Annotated in this window: 19 protein-coding genes (1 of these 19 cut by a window edge); 8 read left to right on the top strand and 11 right to left on the bottom strand. The window is 64.5% G+C overall.

Annotated elements, in window-relative coordinates:
- The first annotated feature begins 101 nt into the window (after nucleotides 1-101).
- Together JQ603_RS16650 and JQ603_RS16655 are read left to right on the top strand one after the other, a co-directional pair.
- Entirely contained in the window at nucleotides 102-1,475 is a 1,374-nt protein-coding gene (locus JQ603_RS16650) for a leucyl aminopeptidase family protein (RefSeq protein WP_212341022.1), read from the top strand.
- A complete protein-coding gene (locus JQ603_RS16655) occupies nucleotides 1,468-2,322 on the top strand; it encodes an NlpC/P60 family protein (RefSeq protein WP_212341023.1) in 855 nt (284 codons plus the stop codon). The genes JQ603_RS16650 and JQ603_RS16655 overlap by 8 nt, the downstream gene beginning before the upstream one ends.
- A 24-nt stretch (nucleotides 2,323-2,346) precedes the next feature.
- Here the strand turns inward: JQ603_RS16655 and JQ603_RS16660 are convergent, their stop codons facing one another.
- Nucleotides 2,347-2,565: a hypothetical protein gene (locus tag JQ603_RS16660; protein WP_212341570.1), complete on the bottom strand. Its 219-nt coding sequence runs from the start codon at nucleotides 2,563-2,565 to the stop codon at nucleotides 2,347-2,349.
- Between the two features lie 279 nt (nucleotides 2,566-2,844).
- On the opposite strand from JQ603_RS16660, the gene JQ603_RS16665 reads away from it, so the two are divergent.
- Entirely contained in the window at nucleotides 2,845-3,126 is a 282-nt protein-coding gene (locus tag JQ603_RS16665; RefSeq protein ID WP_212341024.1) for a hypothetical protein, read from the top strand.
- A 35-nt stretch (nucleotides 3,127-3,161) separates the two neighbouring features.
- Nucleotides 3,162-3,389, top strand: a complete 228-nt coding sequence (locus tag JQ603_RS16670) for a hypothetical protein (RefSeq protein WP_212341025.1) — start codon at nucleotides 3,162-3,164, stop codon at nucleotides 3,387-3,389.
- Between the two features lie 73 nt (nucleotides 3,390-3,462).
- Here the strand turns inward: JQ603_RS16670 and JQ603_RS16675 are convergent, their stop codons facing one another.
- From JQ603_RS16675 to JQ603_RS16700, 6 genes are all read right to left on the bottom strand, one after another.
- On the bottom strand, nucleotides 3,463-5,100 hold the full coding sequence (locus JQ603_RS16675) for an ABC transporter ATP-binding protein (RefSeq protein ID WP_212341027.1): 1,638 nt from the start codon (nucleotides 5,098-5,100) through the stop codon (nucleotides 3,463-3,465).
- Between the two features lie 4 nt (nucleotides 5,101-5,104).
- On the bottom strand, nucleotides 5,105-6,283 hold the full coding sequence (locus tag JQ603_RS16680) for an ABC transporter permease (protein ID WP_212341029.1): 1,179 nt from the start codon (nucleotides 6,281-6,283) through the stop codon (nucleotides 5,105-5,107).
- Nucleotides 6,283-7,392: a microcin C ABC transporter permease YejB gene (locus tag JQ603_RS16685; RefSeq protein WP_212341031.1), complete on the bottom strand. Its 1,110-nt coding sequence runs from the start codon at nucleotides 7,390-7,392 to the stop codon at nucleotides 6,283-6,285. The genes JQ603_RS16680 and JQ603_RS16685 overlap by 1 nt, the downstream gene beginning before the upstream one ends.
- A gap of 2 nt (nucleotides 7,393-7,394) precedes the next feature.
- On the bottom strand, nucleotides 7,395-9,269 hold the full coding sequence (locus JQ603_RS16690; protein ID WP_212341032.1) for an extracellular solute-binding protein: 1,875 nt from the start codon (nucleotides 9,267-9,269) through the stop codon (nucleotides 7,395-7,397).
- A gap of 14 nt (nucleotides 9,270-9,283) precedes the next feature.
- Entirely contained in the window at nucleotides 9,284-11,197 is a 1,914-nt protein-coding gene (locus tag JQ603_RS16695; protein ID WP_212341033.1) for an extracellular solute-binding protein, read from the bottom strand.
- Between the two features lie 213 nt (nucleotides 11,198-11,410).
- The gene (locus tag JQ603_RS16700; RefSeq protein ID WP_212341034.1) at nucleotides 11,411-11,965 is read right to left on the bottom strand and encodes a c-type cytochrome; all 555 of its coding nucleotides are present in this window, start codon (nucleotides 11,963-11,965) and stop codon (nucleotides 11,411-11,413) included.
- A 235-nt stretch (nucleotides 11,966-12,200) separates the two neighbouring features.
- Between JQ603_RS16700 and JQ603_RS16705 the strand changes: the two genes are divergently transcribed.
- Nucleotides 12,201-12,941 carry a 3-deoxy-manno-octulosonate cytidylyltransferase gene (locus tag JQ603_RS16705; RefSeq protein WP_212341035.1) on the top strand — a complete coding sequence of 247 codons (741 nt, stop codon included), beginning with the start codon at nucleotides 12,201-12,203 and terminating at the stop codon, nucleotides 12,939-12,941.
- Between the two features lie 37 nt (nucleotides 12,942-12,978).
- On the top strand, nucleotides 12,979-13,836 hold the full coding sequence (locus JQ603_RS16710; protein ID WP_212341036.1) for a prephenate dehydratase: 858 nt from the start codon (nucleotides 12,979-12,981) through the stop codon (nucleotides 13,834-13,836).
- 124 nt (nucleotides 13,837-13,960) lie between these two features.
- On the opposite strand, the gene JQ603_RS16715 is transcribed toward JQ603_RS16710, so the two are convergent.
- Nucleotides 13,961-14,974: an LLM class flavin-dependent oxidoreductase gene (locus JQ603_RS16715; protein WP_212341037.1), complete on the bottom strand. Its 1,014-nt coding sequence runs from the start codon at nucleotides 14,972-14,974 to the stop codon at nucleotides 13,961-13,963.
- 389 nt (nucleotides 14,975-15,363) lie between these two features.
- On the opposite strand from JQ603_RS16715, the gene metF reads away from it, so the two are divergent.
- Together metF and metH are read left to right on the top strand one after the other, a co-directional pair.
- Nucleotides 15,364-16,284: a methylenetetrahydrofolate reductase [NAD(P)H] gene (gene metF / locus JQ603_RS16720; protein ID WP_212341038.1), complete on the top strand. Its 921-nt coding sequence runs from the start codon at nucleotides 15,364-15,366 to the stop codon at nucleotides 16,282-16,284.
- A gap of 6 nt (nucleotides 16,285-16,290) precedes the next feature.
- Nucleotides 16,291-20,139 carry a methionine synthase gene (metH, locus tag JQ603_RS16725; RefSeq protein ID WP_212341039.1) on the top strand — a complete coding sequence of 1,283 codons (3,849 nt, stop codon included), beginning with the start codon at nucleotides 16,291-16,293 and terminating at the stop codon, nucleotides 20,137-20,139.
- A 353-nt stretch (nucleotides 20,140-20,492) separates the two neighbouring features.
- Here the strand turns inward: metH and JQ603_RS16730 are convergent, their stop codons facing one another.
- The 3 genes from JQ603_RS16730 to glpK form a co-directional block, all read right to left on the bottom strand.
- The gene (locus JQ603_RS16730) at nucleotides 20,493-21,122 is read right to left on the bottom strand and encodes a glutathione S-transferase family protein (RefSeq protein ID WP_212341040.1); all 630 of its coding nucleotides are present in this window, start codon (nucleotides 21,120-21,122) and stop codon (nucleotides 20,493-20,495) included.
- Nucleotides 21,123-21,359: 237 nt separating this feature from the next.
- Nucleotides 21,360-21,953: a GNAT family N-acetyltransferase gene (locus JQ603_RS16735; protein WP_212341042.1), complete on the bottom strand. Its 594-nt coding sequence runs from the start codon at nucleotides 21,951-21,953 to the stop codon at nucleotides 21,360-21,362.
- A gap of 172 nt (nucleotides 21,954-22,125) precedes the next feature.
- Nucleotides 22,126-23,581, bottom strand: the 3' portion of a protein-coding gene (gene glpK / locus JQ603_RS16740) for a glycerol kinase GlpK (protein WP_212341044.1). It continues 50 nt past the right edge of the window; 1,456 of the gene's 1,506 nt are visible here — the last part of the coding sequence; its start codon lies off the right edge, out of view; it ends in the stop codon at nucleotides 22,126-22,128.

The following is a 23,581-nucleotide window of genomic DNA, read 5'->3' on the forward strand; positions in this document are numbered from 1 at the left end:
GTAGCGGCCCACTGACAGGTGACAGCAAAGCCGATTGCGGCCGCGGCAAAACTTTGCGAAGTCTTCTGGAGTTCGCATGACCTGACGATCCGGACCCGCCAATGCCCTCTGTCTTCGAGACGTCCTCGACCGCCATCCCCATCACCTTCGTCACCAAGTCGAGCTGGGATGCCGTGCGCGACAGCCTGCCGCCGGCGCAACGGCAGTTCGCGGCCGCCAGCGCCTATTCCGCCAAGCCCGGCGGTTATCTCGCGCTGCCCGCGCCGGACGGTACGATCGCGCAGGTGCTGTTCGGCCTCGAGGACGCAGGGGCCAGATCGCGCGACCTGTTCCGGCCGGGCGCCCTGCCGGGCCTGTTGCCGCCGGGGACCTATCGCTTCGCCAATGCGCCGCACGATGCGCGGCTGGCGGCGCTCGCTTTTGCACTGGGGTGCTACCGCTTTTCCCGCTACCGCAAGGCCGACAGGCCCGAGGTCCGCCTGGCGCCGCCCGGCGGCGTCGACGCCGCCGAGATCGATCGCATCGCGAATGCCGCGATGCTGGCACGCGACCTCATCAACACACCGTCCAACGACATGGGGCCGGAGGAGCTCACCGCGACCGCGCAAGCGCTTGCCGCCGAGTTCGGCGCGAGCTTTGCCTGCACCATCGGCGAGGATCTGAAGGCGAATTTCCCGCTGATCCACGCCGTCGGCATGGCCTCCAGCCGCGCGCCGCGGCTGATCGACATCGGCTGGGGCGACCCTGCTCATCCCAAGGTGACGCTGGTCGGCAAGGGCGTCTGCTTCGACACCGGCGGGCTCGACCTCAAGCCGTCGAGCGGCATGCTGATCATGAAGAAGGACATGGGCGGCGCCGCCAACGTGCTGGCGCTGGCGCGCATGGTGATGGACGCGAAGCTGAAGGTGCGGCTGCGTGTGCTGATTCCGGCGGTGGAGAACGCCGTCGCCGGCAACGCCTTCCGCCCTCTCGATATCTTCACTTCGCGCAAGGGCATCACGGTCGAGATCGGCAATACGGATGCGGAAGGCCGGCTCGTGCTCGCCGATGCGCTGGCGCTGGCCGACGAAGAGAAGCCCGATCTGCTGATCGATCTGGGCACTCTGACCGGCGCGGCGCGCGTCGCGCTGGGACCGGATTTACCGCCCTTTTACACCAATGATGAGACGCTGGCTGCCGACGTCGCGCGCTGCGCGGTGAAGGAGAACGATCCGTTGTGGCGCATGCCGCTGTGGCCGCCTTACGATGCCTGGCTGGACTCCAAGACCGCCACCATCACCAACGCGCCATCGGGCGGCTTTGCCGGCTCGATCACCTGCGCATTGTTCCTGCAACGCTTCGTCGAGCACGCCGGAAGCTGGCTGCATGTCGACATCTACGGCTGGACGCCGTCGGCGAAGCCGGCGCGGCCCGAGGGCGGCGAGTGCCAGGCCGCGCGCGCCATCTACGCATTGCTGAGCGAGCGCTATGCGTGATCCAGGATACGATCCACGACTGACGCCCGCGCGGGGCGACCTCGCCGCGAAATATCTCGAAGGCAAGGTCGAGGCGGACCGCTTCGTCGAGGGTGAAGAGTTCGAGGTGGTCGAGCCGATCGCTTCCGTGCGCGAGCAGCCGTCCTCGGGCGCGATGCTGATGACAGAGGCGCTGCGCGGCGAGCGCGTCATGATCTACGATCGCAACGGCGAAGGCTGGGCCTGGGGACAGCTCAATGGCGACGGCTATGTCGGCTGGCTGCCCGACGCAGCGCTGATGAAACCGGCGGCCGCGCCGACGCACAAGGTCAGCGCGCTGCGAACCTTTACCTTCCCGGGTCCCTCGATCAAGCTGCCGCCGGCCGCCACGCTGGTTCTGGGATCGAGCATTGCCGTGGTGCGCGACGACGGCAGCTTCGCCGTGACGCGCGACGGAAGCTTCGTGCCGAAGACGCATCTGGCCCCGCTCGATCATCGTGAGCCGGATTTCGTTGCCGTCGCTGAACGCTTCGTCGGCACGCCCTACCTCTGGGGTGGCAAGAGCAGCCTCGGCATCGATTGCTCGGGTCTCGTGCAGGTGTCGCTGACGGCAGCGGGCATCGGCTGTCCACGCGACAGCGACATGCAGCTGGCGGGCCTCGGCCGCGCGCTGGAACCGCACGAGCGAGGCAGCTTGCTGCGCGGCGACCTAATCTTCTGGAAGGGCCATGTCGCCATCGTCCGCGACGGCCACACCATGGTTCACGCCAACGCGCATCACATGGCGACGGTGGTCGAGCCGATCGAGCCTGCCATCGCGCGGATCAGGCAGGCCGGCAGCGAAGTCGCGGCGATCAAGCGGCTATAGGTCGTCTCGAATTCGCCGCGTGGATCAGACGTCACCATCGTGGCTGGACAGATTTCCGGCGCCAGGCTTCGGCTTGTAGATCGGGGGGATGCAACTGCCGAAGCGCGGATCGAGCGGATCGTAACGCGACCTCGTTCTTGCAACGATATACAGCACCGCCAGCGCAAAAGAGCCGAGCAGCAACAACAGCCATGCAGGCGCTCGAATTGCGATCAAAAGCACCGTCGCACCAAGCAACAGCAAGGCGAAAGTGCCGAAGACAGCTTTGAAGCCATCGCCGGCTCCGCAATGGGCTTGATGCGGGAATATTATCGCGGAAACCGATATATTTGTGAGAGCCCACTGCGACACTCCAGCGCAGATGCCCGCGTTCCAGGAACACTGACGCGGCCCCCCGGCACCAGAAGGGCAATCCCCCCCGGCTTCCGGCACCGTGCGGTGCAGCTACGGAACAACGTTACATCTGAGAGATTCGCGGAACGAAAAGCATCGTCAGTCTTTCTCTGGCTTTGGGAGGTGCGCATGAGTTCTCATGCCAGAGAAGGCGCCTGTGCGTTCGCTTGGCGGAGCTACTTGCTGGTCCACAGCGGCATCAGCGAGAATGATGACAGGCGCACCGCCCTCCACCGCTACATTTCCAATCTTCGCGACACCGGCGAAGATGACTTCGATCTCCTGCAGATAGCTGCAGTTGCCTACTTGAAAAAGCTGGACGAATTGCACGACGACCAATGTGCGCGGCTCGCGGCAGATCAGATTTTGGCCGAGCGCCTGGAAGAACGCAGCTCACAGCCCGGCAGATAGCTTTGGGCAACAATACCAGGGAAGGAGCGAACAGCATGGCAGACAACACCAACGCAGACCGTTTCGCGAGCGAGCCGCAACGGCGCATCGCCGCCGCGACAGCAATGGGCATGAATGCCCTGAAGCCGATGATGCACTTTCAGGTCTCAATGCTGAGGATGTGGGCCGACAGCATCGAGAGGCTCGAGGCCAGCTACGAAAAGAAGCTGGAAGAAACTGCAACAGGAGCCGAGGAACGGTCCGACAAGGAGCGCGCCGCGTAAATCAACGCGACTGGCCGGGTGAAGCCAACTTGGCCAAAATTGAGAGTTCTGCTCGCGCGCCTGGAATGGCGGGCTACGTCGCCACTGCCCCGTTGCCCGCCGTCTCCAGCCGGAACGCGGCCGCGAACAGTGCGCGCGTGTAATCCGTCTTCGGGTTCTTGAACAGCTCGGCGGCCTGGCCTTCCTCGACCACCTTGCCGCCGCGCATCACGATGAGGTGGCTGGCGAGCGAGGCGACGACGCGCAAATCGTGCGAGATGAACATGTAGGTGAGCTCGCGCTTGCGCTGAAGCTCGCGCAACAGATCCACCATTTGCGCCTGGAACAGCATGTCGAGCGCGCTGGTCGGCTCGTCCAGCACCACGAAATCCGGCTCCAGCACCACCGCGCGCGCGATGCTGATGCGCTGGCGCTGACCGCCGGAGAATTCGTGCGGATAGCGGAAACGCGTATCCGGATTGAGCCCGACATCCTCGAGCGCCTTGACGACGCGCGCCTCGCGCTCCTCGCCCGACAGCTTCGGCTGATGCACGGAGAGGCCTTCGGCGATGATGTCGGCGACCGACATGCGCGGGCTGAGCGAGCCGAACGGATCCTGGAACACGATCTGCATGTCGCGCCGGAAGGGACGCATCTCCTTGAAGCGCAGGCCCTGGATGTCGTTCCCCAGGAACACGATGCGGCCGTTCGAGGAGATCAATCGCAGCAGCGCCAGCCCCAGCGTGGTCTTGCCCGAGCCGGATTCGCCGACGACGCCGAGGGTCTCGCCCTTGCGCACGGCGACGCTGACGCCGTCGACCGCCTTGATGTGACCGACCGTCTTGCGCATCAGGCCGCGCTTGATCGGAAACCACACCTTCAGGTCATCGGCCGACATCACCACCGGCGCATCCGGCTGCGGCGGCGCCGGATCGGGCTTGGGCTCGGCCGCGAGCAGGTCGCGCGTATAGGGATGTTTCGGGCTCTTGAAAACCTGCTCGACCGCCCCCTGCTCGACGATCACGCCGCCCTTCATGACGCAGACGGTGTCGGCGATGCGGCGCACGATGCCGAGATCGTGGGTGATGAACAGCAGGCTCATGCCGAGCCGCGAACGGATCTCGGCGAGCAGCGCCAGGATCTGCGCCTGCACGGTGACGTCGAGCGCCGTGGTCGGCTCGTCCGCGATCAACAGGTCCGGCTCGTTGGCGAGCGCCATCGCGATCATCACGCGCTGACGCTGGCCGCCGGAGAGCTGGTGCGGATAGCTCTTCAGCCGCGTTTCGGGCTCGGGAATGCCGACCTGCGTCAGCAGCTCCAGCGTCCGCTTGCGCGCCTCGGCATTGCTGGTGGGATTGTGCAGCTGGATGATCTCGCCGATCTGCGCCTCGATCGTGTGCAGCGGATTGAGCGAGGTCATCGGCTCCTGGAAGATGATGGAGATATCGCTACCTCGGATCTCCCGCATCTGCTGCTCGGACTGGTCGATCAGCTCCTGCCCCTTGAAGCGGATGCTGCCCGAGGGATGGGAGGCGTTCGGATACGGCAGGAGCTTGAGGATCGAAAGCGCGCTGACCGACTTACCGGAACCGGACTCGCCGACCAGCGCGACGCACTCGCCGCGCTTGATCTGGAACGAGACCTTGTCGACGGCGAGCGTCGTGGCGCCGCCCTGGTGGAAGGCCACCGAGAGATCGCGCACGCTGAGCAGGGGCTGGTTGATCGCGTCCATGGGCCTACCTGAACGTCTTGCGCGGATCGAAGGCGTCGCGCACGGCTTCGCCGATGAAGATCAGGAGCGACAGCATGATCGCGACCGAGAAGAAGCCGGAGAAGCCGAGCCAGGGCGCCTGCACATTGGCCTTGGCCTGCGACAGGAGCTCACCGAGCGAAGGCGATCCTGGCGGCAGGCCGAAGCCGAGGAAATCGAGCGCCGTCAGCGTCATCACCGACGAGGAGACGATGAACGGCAGGAACGTCATGGTCGCGACCATCGCGTTCGGCAACAGGTGGCGAAACATGATGACCGGGTTGGAGACGCCGAGCGCCCGCGCCGCCTGAATGTATTCGAAGTTGCGTCCGCGCAGGAACTCGGCCCGCACGAGGCCGACCAGCGAGACCCAGGAGAACAGCAGGAGAATGCCGAGCAGCACGAAGAAGCCGGGCACGAGCACCGAAGACAGGATCAGGAGAAGATAGAGCGAGGGAATCGCCGTCCAGATCTCGATGAAGCGCTGGAAGATGAGATCGACCCGCCCTCCGAAATAGCCCTGCACCGCCCCCGCCGCGATGCCGATCACGGACGAGACGATGGTGAGGCAAAGGCCGAACAGCACGGAGATGCGGAAGCCGTAGATCAGCCGCGCCACCACGTCGCGGCCCTGATCGTCAGTGCCGAGCCAATTGTATTCGAGGTCGCGGCAGCTCTTCAGCCCCTTCTTCTCCACCACCGGCTGGCATTGCTTCTCGGTCAGCATCCAGGTCGGCGGCGACGGCGCGGGTGTCGGCAGGTCGAGATTGTGCGTGTCGTAGGAGTAGCGGATCAGCGGCCAGACGATGGTGCCACCTTTGTCCTTGATGAGCTTCTGCAAATACGGATCGCGATAGTCCGCCGCCGTCTCGAAATCGCCACCGAAGGTCGTCTCCGAATAGGTCACGAAGGCCGGCCAATAGAGGCGCCCGTCGAACTTGATCAGGAACGGCCGATCGTTGGCGATCAGCTCGGCGAACAGCGAGACCACGAACAGGATGATGAATATCCAGAACGACCAGTAGCCGCGGCGGTTGGCCTTGAAGTTCTGCCACCGCCGCCTGTTCAGCGGCGATGGCTCGAACGGCTTGCGCGTGATCGGGACGGCGTCGCCGAGCGGCGACTTCGCTGTGGTTTCAATCGGCGTCGGCGCGGTGATCGTCATCAGACCTCCCGTGCCTCGAAATCGATCCGGGGGTCGATCCACATATAGGTCAGGTCGGAGATCAGATTGATCACGAGTCCGACCAGCGAGAAGATGTAGAGCGTGCCGAACACCACGGGATAGTCGCGGTTGAGCACACTCTCGAAGCTGAGCAGCCCGAGCCCGTCCAGCGAGAAGATGGTCTCGATCAGGAGCGAGCCGGAAAAGAAGGCGTGGATGAAGGTCCCGGGGAAACCGGCGATCACGATCAACATCGCGTTGCGGAAGACGTGGCCGTAGAGCACCCGGTTCTCGCTGCAGCCCTTGGCGCGGGCGGTCATGACGTATTGCTTGCGAATCTCGTCCAGGAACGAGTTCTTGGTCAGGAACGTCATGGTGGTGAACGCACCTAACCCCATGGCGATCAGCGGCAGCGTCAGATGCCAGAAATAGTCGATGATCTTCCAGTACCACGGAAATTGCGACCAGCCGTCCGAGGTCAGTCCGCGTAGCGGGAACCAGTTGAAGAACGAGCCGCCGGCAAACAGGATGATCAGCAGGATGGCGAACAGGAAGCCGGGAATGGCATAGCCGAGCACGAGCACGGACGATGTCCAGGTGTCGAACCGCGCGCCGTCGTTCACGGCCTTGCGAATGCCGAGCGGGATCGAGATCAGGTAGGTCAGGAGCGTCAGCCACAGCCCAAGCGAGATCGAGACCGGCAGCTTCTCCTTGATGAGCTGGAGCACGCTGACGTCGCGGAAATAGCTCTTGCCGAAATCGAAGCGGGCGAAATTCCACACCATCAGCAGAAAGCGTTCCGGTGCCGGCTTGTCGAAGCCGAACTGCGCCTCAAGCTTCTTGATGAAATCAGGGTCGAGGCCCTGCGCACCGCGATATTTGGAGTTGATGGAATCGCCGCCGGCGCCGACCTGGCCCGGCGCGCGCTGCGCAAAATCGCCGCCGCCCGAAATGCGCGAGGTGCCGCCGGTGTCGGCGCCCGAGAGCTGCGCGATCACACGTTCGACCGGACCGCCCGGCGCGAATTGCACGACGACGAAGGACACGAAGAGAATTCCGAGCAGAGTCGGGATCATCAGGAGGAGACGGCGGGCGATATAGGCGCTCATGATTATTTCGCCTGCTCGAGCTTGGACGCCTTGGCGCCATCATGCCACCAGATGTCGGGGGCACCGACGCCGTTGGCGTAACGCGGCAGCTTCTGGGGATGGCCGAACTGATCCCAATAAGCCAGCCGGTGCGTCTTGTTATACCATTGCGGCACCCAATAGCGGCCGGCGCGGAACAGGCGATCGAAGGCACGGCAGGCGATGGTCAGTTCCTCGCGGCTGTCGGCCGCCATGATCTTCTCGATCATGGCGTCGATGGCCGGGCTGGCGACACCCGCGAGATTGTACGAGCCCTTGGTGTTCGCGACCTGCGACGAGAAGAACGCCCGCATGGCATCGCCCGGCGTCGCCGACATGCTGAAGCGCTGGATCGTCATGTCGAAGTCGAAATCTTCCTGCCGCGCCTTGTGCTGCACGGCATCGACCACGCGCACGCTCGCCTCGATGCCGAGAGTGCCCAGATTCTTGACGTAGGGCGCATGGTGCGGCTGGAACGAAGGCTCGTCCAGCAGGAACTCGATCCTGAACACCTCGCCGTTCGGCAGCACCCGCTTGCCGTCCTTGATGGGTACGCCGGCTTCAGTCAGCAGTTGCTGCGCCTTGCGCAGCAGGCTGCGGTCCTGCCCGGAGCCGTCGGAGACCGGCGGCGTGAAGGGCGCCGCGAACACGTCGTCGGGAACCTGGCCGCGGAACGGCTCCAGCAGCTTCAGCTCTTCCGGGGACGGAGGCCCACTGCTCGCCATCAGGTCAGAGTTCTGGAACGGCGACACCGTACGGGCATAGGCACCGTACATGATGGTCTTGTTGGTCCATTCGAAGTCGAACGCGTTGATCAGGGCCTCGCGCACGCGCGGATCTTTGAACTTCTCGCGACGCGTGTTGATGAACCAGCCCTGCGCGCCGGACGGCGTGTCGTCGGGCACGACCTCCATCTTGACGCGCCCATCCTTGACGGCCGAAAAATCGTAGCGCGTCGCCCAGATGCGGGAGGTGAACTCCTCGCGGTAGAGATAGTTCTTGCCGGTAAAACCCTCGAAGGCGACATCGCGGTCGCGATAGAATTCGTAGCGCACGACATCGAAATTGTAGCTGCCGCGGCAAACCGGCAGATCGGCGGCCCACCAGTCCTTCACCCGCTCGAACTCGATGTAACGATTGACCTCGAACCTGCCGACCTTGTACGGGCCCGAGCCCAACGGGATCTCCAGCGACGACTCGTCGAACGGGCGGGAGGCATAATACGCCTTCGAGAAGATCGGCAGGCTCGCGACATAGAGCGGCACGTCGCGTGCACGCCCCTTGGCGAAGGTGACGACGAGCGTCGCATCGTCGATCGCCTCCGCGCTGACCATGTCGCGCATCTGCACGATGATCAGCGGGTGGCCCTTGGTCTTCAGCACCGTCAGTGAAAACGCCGCATCGTGGGCAGTGAGCTTGGTCCCGTCATGAAATTTCGCCTCGGGCCGCATCGTGAAGCGATAGACCAGCTTGTCGGGCGATATCCGCACGGATTTGGCGGCAAGCCCGTACATCGCGTCAGGCTCGTCGTTTGCACGAACCATCAGCGGCACGAACGTCATGTCCATGCCCTGCGCGCCGTCCCCCTTCAGGATGAAGGCGTTGAGCGAGTTGAAGGTCTGGTAGGACTGGTTGTAGGCGCGCACCGACGGGATGAGCGAGAACGTGCCGCCCTTCGGAGCATCGAGATTGACGTAGTCGAAATGATGGAAGTCTGCGGGGTATTTCAGATCGCCGAAGGCGGAGATGCCGTGGGCTTCGGCCGGCCCTTCCGACGCCACCGCGCCACGCGACAGGGCGGCGGCGAACGCACCGCCCGCACCCAGGACCAGCACATGCCGGCGTGAAAGCTGCGTCATGCGGGCAATGTCCTTCACGACTTCTTTGCGATCCGCGCCGCCTTGTCTGCGTCGTACCACCAGATGAACGGGAAGCCGGACTGGCCGTATTTGGGCAGTTCCGCCGGCCGGCCGAAGCGATCCCAGCGCGCGGTGCGCACCTTGGTGTAGGTCCACTGCGGCACGACATAGTTATTCCACAGCAGCACGCGGTCGAGTGCCTTGGTCGCCGCGACGAGATCGTCGCGATCCCTGGCGTAGATCAACCGCTCGATCAGCTTGTCGACCGCCGGATTCTTGATACCCGAGATATTGCGCGAGCCGGCGATGTCGGCGGACTTGGACGACCAGAACTCGCGCTGCTCGTTACCCGGCGATTGTGACTCGCCCCAGGAGTTGGTGACGACGTCGAAATCCCACTCGCGCGTCCTGTTCTCGTACTGGGTCGGATCGACCGTCCGCACGCTGACGGCAATGCCGAGCCGCTCCAGTGACGGCTTGTAGAACAGCGTGACCCGTTCGAAGCTCGGATCCTGGTTCAGCAATTCAAGCGAGAATTGTGCGCCGGTCTTGACGTCGATCAGCTTGCGGTCGCGCACCTCGTAGCCGGCCTCCTTGAACAGGCGCAGCGCCTCGCGGAGATTGTCGCGCACGGCTTCGGGACTGCCGCCGACCGGATTGGTGTAGGCCGTCGTGAAGACTTCGGGCGGCACTTCAGCACGAACAGTCTCGAGAATTTCGAGCTCCTTGCCCTGCGGCAGTCCGGTCGCCATGAGCTCGTCGATACCGTCGAAATAGCTGCTGATGCGCTTGTACTGACCGTAGAAGATCTGCTTGTTCATCTCCTCGAAGTCGAAGGCGTAGTTGAGCGCACGACGGACGCGCGGATCGCTGAACTTGGCGCGGCGCAGGTTCGGCACGAAAGCCTGCATCACGCCCGAGCTGCGATTGGCGAACTCCTCGAGGATCACGCGCTTTTCGGCCACAGCCGGGAAATCGTAGGCCGTCGCCCAGTTCTTTGCACTGTTCTCGGTGCGCCAATCGACCTGATCGGCCTTGAAGGCCTCAATCGCGACGGTGGCGTCGCGGAAATACTCGTAGCGCAACTCGTCGAAATTGTTGCGGCCGACATTGGCAGCCAGATCGCGCCCCCAATAATCCTTGACGCGCTCCAGCACGATCGAGCGACCGGCCACGAATTCCTTGACCTTGTAGGGCCCCGAGCCGAGCGGCACTTCCAGCGTGGTCGCGGAGACGTCGCGCTTGCGGCCCTGCGCGTCGGTGCCCTCCCACCAATGCTTCGGCAGAACCGTGAGCTGGCCCACGATCTGCGGCAGCTCGCGGTTGCCCGGCGCGTCGAAGGTGAACTTCACCTCGCGCTCGCCGACCTTCTCGGCCTTCACGACATGGCTGTAATAGGCCGAATACATCGGGTGATACGTCTTGAAGGAATTGAGCGAGAAGATCACGTCCTCGACGGTCACCGGCTTGCCGTCGTGCCATTTGGCCTGCGGTCGCAGGCGATAGGTGACGAAGGAGAAATCGTCCGGGTGGCTGACGGCTTCGGCCAGCGCGCCATATTCGGTCGAGACTTCGTCGAGCGCAGGGGTCAGCAGGGATTCGTAGATGAACGCGACCGCCCCGGAAACCTGGCCCTTCACCCCCGACACCACGATGTTGAAATTGTCGAACGTGCCGACGGCGATCTGGCGCGCGACGCCGCCCTTCGGCGCTTCCGGATTGACGTAGTCGAAACGCTTGAAGTCGGCGGGATACTTGACCTTGCCGAACAACGACAAAGCATGGCGCCAAGTCAGCCCATTGGAAGGCTCGCTGGCCGATTGCGCCGCGGCCGCACCGATGACGGGAACGCCCGCCACGGAACCGAGGACGGGAAGCGCTGCGGCCGCAGTGCCGGTGAGCAGGAGATCGCGTCGGGTAATGGCCAAATCAACAGTCCTGTCTTGGAAGGAGGCTACTCCTTTAAGGTCCCAATATAGGCGAGGTTTCGACGGAATATGTTGCTTTTTCCTCATGTTGGAAGGCCGGACGGCCTCTCGGATGCGGCCAAAAGCCCCGATAACGAGCCCGCGAGGTCCGGATAAGGAAACGGCCAGGCTTTTCAGCCTGGCCGCATCTTCCAAAATTGATTCTTGAAGGCCTTACTTCGACGCCGTCGGCAGCGGCTGCGGATGCTCCGACAGCGAGTTCAGATAGGCGATGACGTCGGCGCGCTCGGAATCCTTCGGGATACCGGCGAAGCCCATCGCGGTGCCCGGGATGAAGCCCTTCGGATTGGCGATGAACTTGTTGAGGTCGTCGAAGGTCCAGGTGCCGCCCTTGCCCTTCATCGCGGCCGAGAAGTTGAAGCCGCCACGGCCCTGGCCCCTGGCCTCGCCGACGACGCCATAGAGGTTCGGACCGACGCGATTCGGGCCGCCCTTCTCGAAGGTGTGGCAGGCGCCGCACTTCTTGGCGGCGGCAGCGCCCTTCTCGACGGAGGCGGTCTGGAGCAGCTTTTCGATCGGCTCGGAGGAGGCCGCGGCGCCGCCGCCTTCCTTGCCGTGGCCGGCGTCTTCCTTCACCGCGATCTCGAAACCCGGCTTTTCCGGCATCTTGGGGGAGAACAGCGCCTGGGCGGTGAAGCTCGTCACCAGCAGGATGAGACAGGTGCCGAGCACGGCACCCATGATTTTATTGAGTTCGAAAGAGTCCATTTCCGGCCAGGCCCCACACCGCAAGAAGGAAACAGCGGCCCAAGCGGCCGCCAGGACGAGCCTCGGGAGAATCAGAACGTTCCTTGTTGTTTCCCCGAGTTTTGCCACTGAGATATCGGTTTGCCCGGGGTCTGGCAACCCGTATAAGCGACCCGGCTTCGAACCCGTCCCCACCCATTTCTCGGCGCGGAAAACGCTCCATTTCCAGGCCCTTGAACCCAAGCTCCTTGAACCAATGATCGATCCCCGCATCCTGGTGCTGATCCCGGCCCGCATGGCCGCCACCCGCCTGCCCGGCAAGCCGCTCGCCGATATCGCGGGCCTGCCGATGATCGTGCATGTCCTGCGCCGCGCGGAGGCCGCTGCAATCGGCCGGGTTGCGGTCGCCACCGACACCGACGAGATCGCCTCGGTCGTGACCGCCCATGGCGGCGAGGCGGTGATGACCCGCGCCGACCATCCCTCCGGCTCGGACCGCATCCACGAGGCCATGCAGAAGCTCGATCCCGAGGGCAAGGCCGAGATCGTGATCAATCTCCAGGGCGATTTCCCGACCATCACGCCGCAGACCATCCGCGAGGTGCTGCCCCCCTTCGACGATCCCGCGGTCGACATCGTGACGCTGGCCTCGCAGATCCACACCGAGGAGGAGGACCTCGCACCAAGCGTGGTGAAGGCGATCGGCTCGCCGATCGGGCCGAAACGGTTGCGTGCACTTTATTTCACCCGCGCCACCGCCCCATACGGCAACGGACCGCGATACCACCACATCGGCCTTTATGCCTATCGCCGCGCCGCGCTGGAGCGTTTCGTGTCGCTGCCGCCCTCCCCCCTCGAAAAACAGGAGAGCCTGGAGCAGCTCCGGGCGGTGGAGGCCGGCATGCGCATCGACATCATGATCGTCGACAGCGTACCCCGCGGCGTCGACACGCCGCCCGATCTCGAAACCGCGCGCAGCATCCTTTCCAAATCCTGAGCCGCTGCTACAAGGCCGACCAGGAGCACTTCAAGACATGAGCAAGATGAAGATCGCATTCCAGGGCGAACCCGGAGCCAATTCCCACATCGCCATCGTCGAGGCCTATCCCGACGCCGAGCCGATGCCCTGCGCCACGTTCGAGGACGCGCTGTCGGCGATCTCGTCGGGCGAGGCCGATCTCGGCATGATCCCGATCGAGAACTCGGTCGCAGGCCGCGTCGCCGACATCCATCATTTGCTGCCGGCCTCGGGCCTGTTCATCATCGGCGAATGGTTCTTGCCAGTGCGCCACCAGCTGATGGCGGTGAAGGGGACCAAGCTCGAGGACATCAAGAGCGTCGAGAGCCATGTGCATGCGCTCGGCCAGTGCCGCCGCATCATCCGCAAGCTCGGCATCAAGCCGATCGTGCACGCCGACACCGCCGGCAGCGCCCGCGACATCTCCGAGCGCAAGGACAAGACCGTCGCCGCGATCGCCTCGCGCCTCGCCGCCAAGATCTACGGCCTCGACATCCTCGCAGAGGACATCGAGGACGAGGCCCACAACACCACGCGCTTCGTGGTGCTGGCGCGCGAGCCGAAATGGGCCGCGCAAGGCTCGGGGCCGCTGGTCACGACTTTTGTCTTCCGGGTGCGCAACCTGCCCGCCGCGCTCTACAAGGCGCTCGGCGGCTTTGCGACCAACGGCGTCAACATGACCAAGCTCGAGAGCTACATGGTCGACGGCAATTTCTTCGCCACGCAGTTTTACGCCGACGTCGATGGCCACCCCGAAGACAAGGGCCTCGCCTTCGCCATCGAGGAGCTGAAATTCTTCTCGCGCGAATTCCGCATCGTCGGCGTCTATCCGGGCCACCCCTTCCGCGCGACGTTCAGCGAGACGCAGGATTGATGTCGTGTCCCGGACGCGCGAAGCGCGGGCCGGGACCCAGAAGCTGCGATTGACAGGTCTGCGATGGGCCCCGGCTCTGCAGCGCATCACTGCGTGCTGCGCCGCGTCCGGGGCACGAGAACTTCTACACAGCCTTCGCCGGCCCGAACGCTTCCGCCAGCAGCGAATATGACTTCTTCCGCGCTTCGTGGTCGTACACGGCGGTGATCACCATCAACTCGTCCGGCTTGCTCGCATCGATCAGCGGCTGCAGCTTCCTCTGCACCGTCGCCGGGTTGCCGACGAACAGGCGCGAGCGATTTCGGGCGATCGAGATGCGCTCGCCATCGGAGTAAGGATAAGCCAGCGCCTCCTCGACGCTCGGCAGCGGCAGATATTGGCCGCGGTCGCGGCGGAGGCGATTGAGGTCGAACGACGTTGCCAGCTTTTCGGCCTCCTCGTCCGTCTCCGCCGTAATAGCGGCCACCGCGAGGATCGCGTGCGGCGTCGCGCGCCAGGCAGACGGCTGGAAGCGATTGCGGTAATGCACCATCGCATCGATCGCATCATGGGATGCGAAATGATGGGCGAAGGCGAAGCCCATGCCGACTTGCGCGGCGAGCTCCGAAGAATAGTCGCTGGAGCCGAGCAGCCAGATCGGCGGCAGCTTGGTATCGTCGGGCATCGCGACGACATTGTTGTAGGGGTGTCCTGACGGAAATTCGCGGGTCTCCCACAGGATCAGTTCGTGCAGCCGCTCCAGGAAATCGTCGCCCTCGCGGCGGTCGAGCCGGCTGCGCAGCGCGTAGGCCGTGGCACCATCGGTGCCGGGCGCACGGCCGAGGCCGAGATCGATGCGGCCGGGAAACAGCGCCTCCAGCATCTTGAAGCGCTCGGCCACCACCAGCGGCGCGTGGTTGGGCAGCATCACCCCGCCGGAACCGACGCGGATGTGTTTCGTCACCGCCGCGATCTGCCCGATCATCACGTCGGGCGCGGGGCTCGCGACCGAGGCCAGATTGTGATGCTCGGCGAGCCAGTAGCGGACATAGCCGAGACCATCGACATGGCGCGCCAGGTCAATGCTGTTGCGCAGCGCCGCGGCGGGCTTGGCTCCTGTGGTGACGACGGAGAGGTCGAGAACTGAGAGCGGGATCATGGCGCGTTAACGTAGTGGAGGGCCGCGCGGCGGCAATGGGTTGGCCGCGCAGGTCTGGCGTGTGCGGGCCGCGCGCGCAGCCAAGCTGACAGCATTGGGACAAAGACGGAGATAGACACACCAACTTCAATCTGCCCACCTCAATCCAAGCGATATCACGCCCCATAAATATTACCAACAATATGTAATAACTACATAATTTACAAATCCGTCACATCCCACATCAGCTTCGAAACGGCATAAAATACCACCCCACCAATCCATAGTGGGCCACTTCCCACTCCCGATGGGCTGTCGTCCAAATGGCCTTTGCCTTATCTTAGGGTCACCCAATCTAGACCCGGCGGCCGGCCCCGAAACCTGGCGGGATCCTTGAAGCGAGTGGTGCCATGACTGACCTGACGACGCCTGCGACAGCCGACCGGCAGGACGGGCGGCTGAAGCGGCCTGCGATCTCCTTCGAGTTCTTTCCGCCCAAGACCGAGGAGATGGAGCGCAATCTCTGGGAGACCATCAACCGGCTCGCCCCGCTCGACCCGAAATTCGTCTCGGTGACCTATGGCGCCGGCGGGTCGACCCGCGAGCGCACCCATTCCACGATCACGCGCATCCTGAAAGAGACCGCGCTGCTGCCGGCCGCGCATCTGACCTGCGTCGGCGCCTCGCGCGGCGAGATCGACGAGATCGTCGACCGCTATCACGAGGTCGGCGTCCGCCACATCGTCGGCCTGCGCGGCGATCCCGCCGGCGGCATCGGCACGCCCTATTCGAGCCATCCCGAGGGCTATCAGAGCTCGGCCGAGCTCGTCGCGGGGATCAAGAAACGGCACAGCGATATCGAGGTCTCCGTTTCGGCCTATCCCGAGAAGCACCCTGAAGCCCGCGACTTCGATGCCGATATCGATACGCTCAAGGCCAAGGTCGACGCGGGCGCGACGCGCGCGATCACGCAGGTGTTCTTCGATAACGACCTCTACTTCCGCTATCTCGACCGCGTGCGTGCGCGCGGCATCGACATCCCGATCGTGCCGGGCATCATGCCCATGCACAATTTCAAGCAGGCTCGCAATTTCGTGACGCGTGCAGGCACCACGGTGCCCGACTGGTTCGCCGCGAAATTCGAAGGCCTCGATGACGATGCCGAGACCCGCAAGCTGGTCGCCGCGACCGTCGCGGCCGGCCAGGTGCAGAAGCTCGCCAAGCACGGCGTCGACACCTTCCATTTCTACACCATGAACCGCGCCGATCTCGTGTTCGCGATCAGCCATTTGCTCGGCATTCGCGCCAAGAGCGCCCAGAAGGCTGCGTAAGAGAAAATGACCGTATCCGTTTCCGCCAAGCGAACTGCCCTGCTCAATGCCGCGCGCGAGCGCATCCTCGTGCTCGACGGCGCCATGGGCACGATGATCCAGAACCTGCAGTTCGACGAGAAAGCCTTCCGCGGCGAGCGTTTCAAGAACTTCCATCGCGACCTGCGCGGCAACAACGACCTGTTGATCCTGACGCAGCCGCAGGCGATCGAGGACATCCACGCCGCATACTTGCGCGCCGGTGCCGACATCGTCGCGACCAACACCTTCTCGACCACCTCGATCGCGCAGGCCGATTACGACCTCACCGACATCGTCTACGAGATGGCGCGCGAAGGCGCCCGCCTCGCCGGCAATGCCGCACGGCGTGTCGCAGCCGAGGACGGCAAGCCGCGCTTCGTTGCGGGTGCCATCGGCCCGACCAACCGCACCGCCTCGATCTCGCCCGACGTATCCAATCCGGGCTACCGCGCCGTCACCTTCGACGATTTGCGCAAATCCTATGGCGAGCAGATCCGCGGCCTGATCGACGGTGGCGTCGACTTGCTGCTGGTCGAGACCATCTTCGACACGCTCAACGCCAAGGCGGCGCTCTATGCGATCGCCGAGATCACCGAAGAGATCGGCATCGACATGCCCGTGATGGTGTCGGGCACCATCACCGACAAGTCCGGCCGTCTGCTGTCGGGCCAGATGCCGGAAGCGTTCTGGAATTCGGTGCGGCACGCAAAGCCCATCACCATCGGCTTCAACTGCGCGCTCGGCGCGGAAGATTTGCGCGCCCATATCGCCGATATCGGCCGCGTCGCCGACACGCTTGTTTGCGCCTATCCGAACGCCGGCCTGCCCAACGAGTTCGGCCAGTATGACGAGACGCCTGAATACATGGCGCGCCTGGTCGGTGAGTTCGCGCGTGATGGTTTGGTCAATATCGTCGGCGGCTGCTGCGGCACCACGCCGGACCATATCGCGGCGATCGCTGCTGCGGTCGCGCCGCACAAGCCGCGCATCGTGCCGGAAATCGAGCCGCGCCTGCGGCTCTCCGGCCTCGAGCCGTTCGTGCTGACGGACGCCATTCCGTTCGTGAACGTCGGCGAGCGCACCAACGTCACGGGCTCCGCAAAATTCCGCAAGCTGATCACCGCCGGCGACTACACCGCCGCGCTGCAGGTCGCGCGCGACCAGGTCGAGAACGGCGCGCAGATCATCGACGTCAACATGGACGAGGGCCTGCTCGATTCCGAAGCGGCGATGGTGACTTTCCTCAACCTCGTCGCCGCCGAGCCCGACATCGCCCGCGTCCCCGTGATGGTCGACTCCTCGAAATTCTCGGTGATCGAGGCCGGCCTGAAATGCGTGCAGGGCAAGCCGGTCGTCAACTCGATCTCGATGAAGGAAGGCGAGGAGAAGTTCATCCACGAGGCGAAGATCGCCCGCCGCCATGGCGCGGCCGTGGTCGTGATGGCGTTCGACGAGGTCGGCCAAGCCGACACGTTCGCGCGCAAGACTGAGATCTGCAAGCGCGCCTACGACATCCTGGTGAACAAGGTCGGTTTCCCGCCTGAGGACATCATCTTCGATCCGAACATTTTTGCGATCGCGACCGGCATCGAGGAGCACAACAATTACGGCGTCGACTTCATCGAGGCGACGCGCTGGATCCGCCAGAACCTGCCCGGCGCGCATATCTCGGGCGGCGTCTCCAATCTCTCGTTCTCGTTCCGCGGTAACGAGCCGGTGCGCGAGGCCATGCACTCGGTGTTCCTGTATCACGCCATCAAGGCCGGCATGGACATGGGCATCGTCAACGCCGGTCAGATGATCGTCTATGACGACATCGATCCGGAGCTGCGCCAGACCTGTGAGGACGTCGTCCTCAACCGCGATCCCGGCGCCTCCGAACGGCTGCTGGCGCTCGCGGAGAAATTCCGCGGCAAGAAGACCGAAAGCAAGGAAGCTGATCTCGCCTGGCGCGAATGGCCGGTGGAGAAGCGGCTGTCGCACTCGCTGGTCCACGGCATCACCGAATTTATCGAGCAGGACACCGAAGAGGCCCGCAAGAATTCCTCGCGTCCGCTCGACGTGATCGAGGGCCCGCTGATGGCCGGCATGAACGTGGTCGGCGATCTCTTCGGCGACGGCAAGATGTTCCTGCCGCAGGTCGTGAAGTCCGCGCGCGTCATGAAGCAGGCGGTTGCTTACCTCATGCCGTTCATGGAGGAGGAGAAGGCGCGCAACCTTGCGAGCGGCATCGGCACCGAGGGCTCCTCGTCCGCCGGCAAGATCGTGCTCGCGACGGTGAAGGGCGACGTCCACGACATCGGCAAGAACATCGTCGGCATCGTGCTCCAGTGCAACAATTACGAGGTCATCGACCTCGGCGTGATGGTGCCGGCTGCGAAGATCGTCGAGACCGTGAAGGCGGAGAAGGCCGACATCGTCGGCCTCTCCGGCCTCATCACGCCCTCGCTCGACGAGATGGCGTTCTTCGCCGGCGAGTTGCAGCGCGAAGGCCTCAAGCTGCCGCTCCTGATCGGCGGCGCCACAACCAGCCGCGTGCATACGGCGGTGAAGATCGACCCGAGCTATCGCGCCGGCCCCGTCGTACACGTCAACGATGCCAGCCGCGCCGTCGGCGTTGCCTCCTCCTTGCTCTCGCCCGAGAAGCGCGAGGCCTATGCCGCCGAGGTTCGCGCCGAATACGCAAAGATTTCGGACGCGCATCTGCGCGCGCAGGCCGACAAAAAGCGCCTGAAGCTGGAGGCCGCCCGCGCCAACCGCGTGCCGGTTGACTTCGCCAAGAGCAAGCCGGTGAAGCCGACCTTCCTCGGCATCCGCAGTTTTGACGAATACGACCTCGCCGAGCTCGTGCCCTATATCGACTGGACGCCGTTCTTCCAGACCTGGGAGCTCGCGGGGCGCTTCCCCGCCATTCTCGACGACGTCAAGGTCGGCGAGGTCGCGCGCTCGCTCTATGACGATGCGCGCAAGATGCTCGACACCATCGTCAAGGAAAAATGGTTCCGGGCGCGCGCCACGGTCGGCTTCTGGCCGGCGAACGCGCAAGGCGACGACATCGTGCTCTATGCCGACGAGAACCGGACCAAAAGCATCGCGACGCTGCACACGCTGCGCCAGCAGCTCGAGAAGCGCGAGGGCCGCTTCAATGCCGCGCTCGCCGACTTCATCGCGCCGGCCGGCGTGCCGGACTATATCGGCGGCTTCGTCGTCACCGCCGGCATCGGCGAGGATGCCGTCGCCGACCGCTTCAAGATGGCGAATGACGATTACTCCTCGATCCTATGCAAGGCGCTGGCCGACCGTCTTGCGGAGGCCTTCGCCGAGCGCATGCATGCCCGCGTGCGCCGCGAGTTCTGGGCCTATGCGCCGAACGAGGCGCTCTCCAACGAGGAGCTGATCCTCGAGAAGTATCAGGGCATCCGCCCCGCGCCCGGCTATCCCGCGCAGCCTGACCACACCGAGAAGGCGACGCTGTTCGAGCTGCTCGATGCGGAAGCCACCGCCGGCGTGAAGCTGACCGAGAGCTTTGCGATGTGGCCGGGTTCCTCCGTATCCGGGCTCTATTTTGCAAACCCCGAGAGCTATTATTTCGGCGTCGGCAAGATCGAGCGCGACCAGGTCGAGGACTACGCGGCCCGCAAGGGCATGACGGTCGCGGAGACCGAGCGCTGGCTCGCGCCGGTGCTGAACTACATCCCGTCACAGCAGGACAAGGCCTTCGCGGCGACGCCTGCGAACGACGAGGCGTCGAACGACCTCGCCTCGCATCCGCCGGGCTGCACCTGCGCGGTGCATCTGGTCTGGGGGCAGAGGAAGCGCGCAGGCGCGGGCTAGCCACGCCTTCCAAAACAAAAATGCGAAAACAACCCCATGCACAGTAGAATGGGGTTGAAAGGACTTACGAATTTCGGTCTTACCGAAAACGAGTTGCGGCGTCGGGCAAAACAGCAGTAATATTTCATCATCGCCGACCGTCTCTCGTCGTCAGCCTGAGAACGCCCCCACACCACCGGTGTCGTCCTGGCGAAAGCCAGGACCCATACCGCGGAATCTATCGACAGCGTTCGGTTGTCGTCCCGAGCGACGAGTCGTCGTCAAACTCCTCCCTGGGGTAATGGGTCCTGGCTTTCGCCAGGACGACATCGGGGAGGCGGCGTGCGCACCCTTTCGCCATCGCTGTGGCCGCCTCACCCCTTCGGCGGGGCCAGCGGCTGCACGATTTCCTGGAATGGAGCGAGGGCCTCGCAGCGTTCGGCATGCGCTGACAACGCCGGATAGCGTGCGACATCGAACAGCTGCGGATGCGCCTCGCGGGTGAAGCGAACGACGCAGGCGACCGCGATGTCGGCGTGACCTATGCGCTCGCCGAGCCAGTACGGCGTCGTCACTTTGGCGCGCTCGGCCTCGAGCACGCCGAGGACATCCGCGATCTGCGCCTGGCAGCGCTCGACCCACAGCGCAAGCTGCTCCTTCCGCAGCACGCGCTCATAGAGCAGGCTGACCGCCTTGTCGCCGAGGCCGGAAGCGAGCGCGCAGATGCGCAGGTGCTTGCGCCGGCCGGCACCACTGCGCGGCAGCATCGCCTTCTCCTCGCCGACGAGCTCGTCGAGATAGTCGAGGATGATCGTGCTCTCGATCAGCGCCTCGCCGTCTTCGAGCACCAGTGTCGGCACGCGGCGCAGCGGGTTGTACGGCGCGATCTTGTCGGCATCGCCGAAGGTCGACCACGGCCGGTGCTCGAAAGCGAGCCCGTAAAGCCGCAGCGCAATCGCGACGCGGCGGACGAAGGGGGAGTCGTATTGGCCGATCAGGAACATGGTTCTCGCTCTTGTCAGTCGTGGGATATGGCAGGGCCGTCCAGTTCATCGCCAACGCGGGCTTGCCGCAACAAATATCTTGCGCAAGCCCCTCCTTCGAGGCGCGCAAGAGCGCGCACATCAGGATGACGGCGGAGTGAGCGGCAACAGAGAATCGCACCCCGGATATCGCTTCCGCCTTCGCTCTTCGAGCTTCGGCGGACAAGTCGCTCTATCCGGGCTACGCTCACCCGCGCCCTATTCGATGATCGGCACATGCCGCGCCACATCGTGCGGCGCGGCGCCGTCGAGGCGCGGGTCGTCGGCGATCTCGATCTGGCGGCGGAAGGGGCGGAAGCCGGAGCGCTGGTAGAACGCGACGGCGGAAGGATGGTCGAAGGTGCAGGTGTGCACCCAGACGCGGCAGAGGTCGCGTGACCAGGCAATCTCCAGCGCGCGGTTCATCAGGAAGCGGGCGGCGCCGGTGCCGATCAGTTTCGCGGTGACGCCGAAATAGACCAGCTCGCATTGGCCGGGTTCGCGGAAGTCCAGCTCCAGCAGGCCTTCGTCGCGGCCGTCCACGGCCAGTGCGTAGATTTCGATTCCCGGCGCGTGGATAATTGCGGCGAGCTCCGTGTCGGTCATGCGGGCGCGCGAGAACCACAGCCAGTCTTCGCCGACGCGGCGGTAGAGGTCGCGGTACCAAACGGGCGCGGGAGGGTCGAGCTTGCGCAGGGACCAGTTGCCGGGCGGATCGGCGCGATGCGCGGGACGTGCGGTCATTTCGAGATGGGTGACGACGGCGGCGATCTTGCCGGCGGGGACGTCGGAATAGCCGTCGGGGAGGATCATTTTTGCTTATTCCATTGATCTGGCGCTACACACGCCATCGTCGTCCCGGCGAAGGCCGGGACCCATACCGCGAGGTCTATCGATTGCGGTTGGTAGAAGTACCGAACTGCGAATCTTCGCCCAACCTCTCCCTGGGGTTATGGGTCCCGGCCTTCGCCGGGACGACCCAGAATTACCCCTCCCCCTCGTCGCTCGCGAGCACGCCCTTCACCGCCCTTGCCCAGCCGGCGAGCTTTCGCTCGCGCGTCGCTTCGCTCATGTTCGGCTTGAAGCGGTGCTCGAGGCGCCAATTGTCGGCGAATTTTGTCGGCTCGGGATAGACGCCGGCATTGAGGCCGGCGAGATAGGCGGCGCCGAGCGCCGTGGTCTCCTGGATCACGGGGCGGTCGACCGGAGCGTTGAGGAGATCGGCGAGGCGCTGCATGGTCCAGTCCGAGGCGGTCATGCCGCCGTCGACGCGCAGCACGACGCTGGCGGTCTCCGAGCTCGGCCAATCCGCGCGCATCGCGGCCCATAGGTCGAAGGTCTGGTAGCAGACGCTTTCCAGCGCGGCGTGGGCGAGCTCGGCGGGACCGGTGTTGCGGGTGAGACCGAACAGGGCGCCGCGCACGCGCGGATTCCAGTAGGGCGCGCCCATGCCGACGAAGGCGGGGACGAGATAGACGCTCTGCATGGAGTCCGACTGATCCGCGAGAGGTCCGGTCTCGGCGGCGTGCTTGATGATGCCGAGGCCGTCGCGCAGCCATTGCACCGCCGAGCCTGCGACGAAGATCGAGCCTTCGAGCGCGTAGGTACGTTTTCCGTCGAGCTGGTAGGCGACGGTGGTGAGCAGCTTGTTCTTGGAGACGACAGGCGTTGTGCCGGTGTTGAGCAGGGCAAAACAGCCGGTGCCATAGGTGGACTTCATCATGCCCGGGCGGAAGCAGGCCTGGCCGATGGTCGCGGCCTGCTGGTCGCCGGCGATGCCGGAGATGGCGATCGCGCCGCCGAACAAATCGGGCGTGCTCTCGCCGAAGCGGGCGGAAGAATCCTTCACCTCGGGCAGCATCGAGCGCGGCACGCCGATGATCTCCAGCAGCTCGTCGTCCCACTGGCCGGTGTGGATGTTGAACAGCAGCGTGCGCGAGGCATTGGTGGCGTCGGTGGCGTGCACCTTGCCGCCGGTGAGGCGCCAGAGCAGATAGCAATCGATGGTGCCGAACATCAGCTCGCCGCGTGCGGCGCGCGCGCGGGCGCCGGGAACGTGGTCGAGGATCCAGGCGACCTTGGTGCCGGAGAAATAGGGATCGATGATCAGGCCGGTCTTCTCAGAGATCACCGGCTCGCGGCCGTCCGCTTTCAGTTTCGCGCAGATGTCGGCGGTGCGGCGGTCCTGCCAGACGATGGCGCGGTGCACGGCTTGGCCCGTGGCGCGGTCCCACACCACGGTGGTCTCGCGCTGATTGGTGATGCCGATGGCGGCGATGTCCTTCGCGCTGATGCCGGCGTGCTCGATCGCCTCGCGGCACACCATCACCGTCGAGGTCCAGATGTCCTCCGGCTCGTGCTCGACCCAGCCCGAGGCCGGAAAGTGCTGCGGAAACTCGGCCTGCGCCTTCGCCGCAATGGAAATGTCGCCGCGAAACACG

Source organism: Bradyrhizobium liaoningense (assembly GCF_018130825.1).
Classification (GTDB): Bacteria; Pseudomonadota; Alphaproteobacteria; order Rhizobiales; family Xanthobacteraceae; genus Bradyrhizobium; species Bradyrhizobium liaoningense_B.

What these genes read in the sequence shown, in the direction of transcription:
- JQ603_RS16710 (WP_212341036.1), top strand. Translation starts at nt 12,979, where the DNA reads ATGAGCAAGATGAAGATCGCATTCCAGGGCGAACCCGGAGCCAATTCC.
- JQ603_RS16690 (WP_212341032.1), bottom strand. Translation starts at nt 9,269, where the DNA reads ATGACGCAGCTTTCACGCCGGCATGTGCTGGTCCTGGGTGCGGGCGGT.
- JQ603_RS16670 (WP_212341025.1), top strand. Translation starts at nt 3,162, where the DNA reads ATGGCAGACAACACCAACGCAGACCGTTTCGCGAGCGAGCCGCAACGG.
- JQ603_RS16700 (WP_212341034.1), bottom strand. Translation starts at nt 11,965, where the DNA reads ATGGACTCTTTCGAACTCAATAAAATCATGGGTGCCGTGCTCGGCACC.
- JQ603_RS16650 (WP_212341022.1), top strand. Translation starts at nt 102, where the DNA reads ATGCCCTCTGTCTTCGAGACGTCCTCGACCGCCATCCCCATCACCTTC.
- JQ603_RS16655 (WP_212341023.1), top strand. Translation starts at nt 1,468, where the DNA reads ATGCGTGATCCAGGATACGATCCACGACTGACGCCCGCGCGGGGCGAC.
- JQ603_RS16675 (WP_212341027.1), bottom strand. Translation starts at nt 5,100, where the DNA reads ATGGACGCGATCAACCAGCCCCTGCTCAGCGTGCGCGATCTCTCGGTG.
- JQ603_RS16715 (WP_212341037.1), bottom strand. Translation starts at nt 14,974, where the DNA reads ATGATCCCGCTCTCAGTTCTCGACCTCTCCGTCGTCACCACAGGAGCC.
- metH (WP_212341039.1), top strand. Translation starts at nt 16,291, where the DNA reads ATGACCGTATCCGTTTCCGCCAAGCGAACTGCCCTGCTCAATGCCGCG.
- JQ603_RS16705 (WP_212341035.1), top strand. Translation starts at nt 12,201, where the DNA reads ATGATCGATCCCCGCATCCTGGTGCTGATCCCGGCCCGCATGGCCGCC.
- JQ603_RS16735 (WP_212341042.1), bottom strand. Translation starts at nt 21,953, where the DNA reads ATGATCCTCCCCGACGGCTATTCCGACGTCCCCGCCGGCAAGATCGCC.
- JQ603_RS16665 (WP_212341024.1), top strand. Translation starts at nt 2,845, where the DNA reads ATGAGTTCTCATGCCAGAGAAGGCGCCTGTGCGTTCGCTTGGCGGAGC.
- JQ603_RS16680 (WP_212341029.1), bottom strand. Translation starts at nt 6,283, where the DNA reads ATGACGATCACCGCGCCGACGCCGATTGAAACCACAGCGAAGTCGCCG.
- JQ603_RS16685 (WP_212341031.1), bottom strand. Translation starts at nt 7,392, where the DNA reads ATGAGCGCCTATATCGCCCGCCGTCTCCTCCTGATGATCCCGACTCTG.
- JQ603_RS16730 (WP_212341040.1), bottom strand. Translation starts at nt 21,122, where the DNA reads ATGTTCCTGATCGGCCAATACGACTCCCCCTTCGTCCGCCGCGTCGCG.
- metF (WP_212341038.1), top strand. Translation starts at nt 15,364, where the DNA reads ATGACTGACCTGACGACGCCTGCGACAGCCGACCGGCAGGACGGGCGG.